Here is a 1,136-nt window from a genome sequence, read left to right as displayed (position 1 = left end):
TGTTATCAGAGATGACGACAACATCACCAGGCTTTGCATCAAGAGGAAACATGGATTTTGGAAAGTCTTTTGTTTGACCCTCGATTTCTACGACAGCGAAATCACCTTCAAATCGATCAATAATTCCTTTCATATCTTCACTTCTTTTCTGTTTTAATTGAAATTTTTGTGCCATCACTCGTTACGGTGATGCTGCCTTTTTGATCAGTGCGGTATACGGTTGTTTTAATCGCTTTTAACCGATTTAACGTTTCTAATGTTGGATGTTTGTATTGATTATTAGCTCCAACGCTAATAAATGAATACGTTGGCTTTGCTATCTTCAAAAATTCAGCAGTCGTGGACTCTTTAGCGCCATGATGACCAACTTTTAAGACATCCACTTTACCTATTTGTTTCATGGCTAACATGTCTTTTTCAGCCAGCGTTTCTGCATCTGCCATAAATAAGAAATTTTGTTTGTTGTAATTCACATGAAGGACCGCACTCCAATTGTTTAAATCACTCTTATTATAATCCTTAACAGGTGCAATAAATTTGGCTTTGATGCTCTTGTCAGCTAAAGGAAGGGCTACCCCAACTTTTGCTGTTTTGATCGTTAGTTTTTCGTTCTTAACGGCAAGTAGAAAATCCTTGTATGCTTGTGTGGTATGAGAAACTTTCGGTGCGTATACGTTTTCTACTTTAAATGCATTGATGACTTCATCTAATCCACCTACGTGATCGGCATCCGGATGAGTAGAAATTAAGATCTCAATGTCATCTACTTTCAACTTCTTGAGATAAGCGACCACCGCATCGCCCTTCCCTTTGTTTCCTGCATCAATTAGGATATCGTCTCCAGTAGGAGTCTCGATATATGTGGCATCACCTTGCCCAACATCAATAAAGTGAACAATCATGGGTTTTGGTTTAGCGACAGTTGTAGCATGCGCTGTTGTTGAAAGCAAACTAATTGAAAGAACCAGCATAAATAGTAACTTTCCGAATTTCATAATATTTCCATCCCTTTTTATAAACTAATGTACCATGATGGGAATATTCTCACATCATAATTTTTGTGCCCAATAAAAAAATCCCAATTATGTGCAACCAAATTGGGATTTGCGCTACTCTTTTATATAAAACTTCTAGAA

2 protein-coding genes are annotated in these 1,136 nt (G+C 37.2%); both read right to left on the bottom strand.

Annotated features, from left to right (window positions below; translation table 11 throughout):
* Positions 1–133: DUF3006 domain-containing protein (locus tag AC1DSL_RS18500; RefSeq protein ID WP_477533368.1), on the bottom strand; the 133-nt coding region annotated here is incomplete at its 3' end.
* A 4-nt stretch (positions 134–137) separates the two neighbouring features.
* On the bottom strand, positions 138–995 hold the full coding sequence (locus tag AC1DSL_RS18495; RefSeq protein WP_477533367.1) for a ComEC/Rec2 family competence protein: 858 nt from the start codon (positions 993–995) through the stop codon (positions 138–140).
* Between the last annotated feature and the right edge of the window lie 141 nt (positions 996–1,136).

The organism is Paenisporosarcina sp. P4_D4 (assembly GCF_056401835.1).
Note: the sequence above shows the minus strand (reverse complement) of the source record. Positions and strands in the feature narration are given on the sequence as shown.

Excerpts from the sequence above, each read along its gene's own strand:
- AC1DSL_RS18495 (WP_477533367.1), bottom strand. The coding sequence starts at position 995 with ATGAAATTCGGAAAGTTACTATTTATGCTGGTTCTTTCAATTAGTTTG.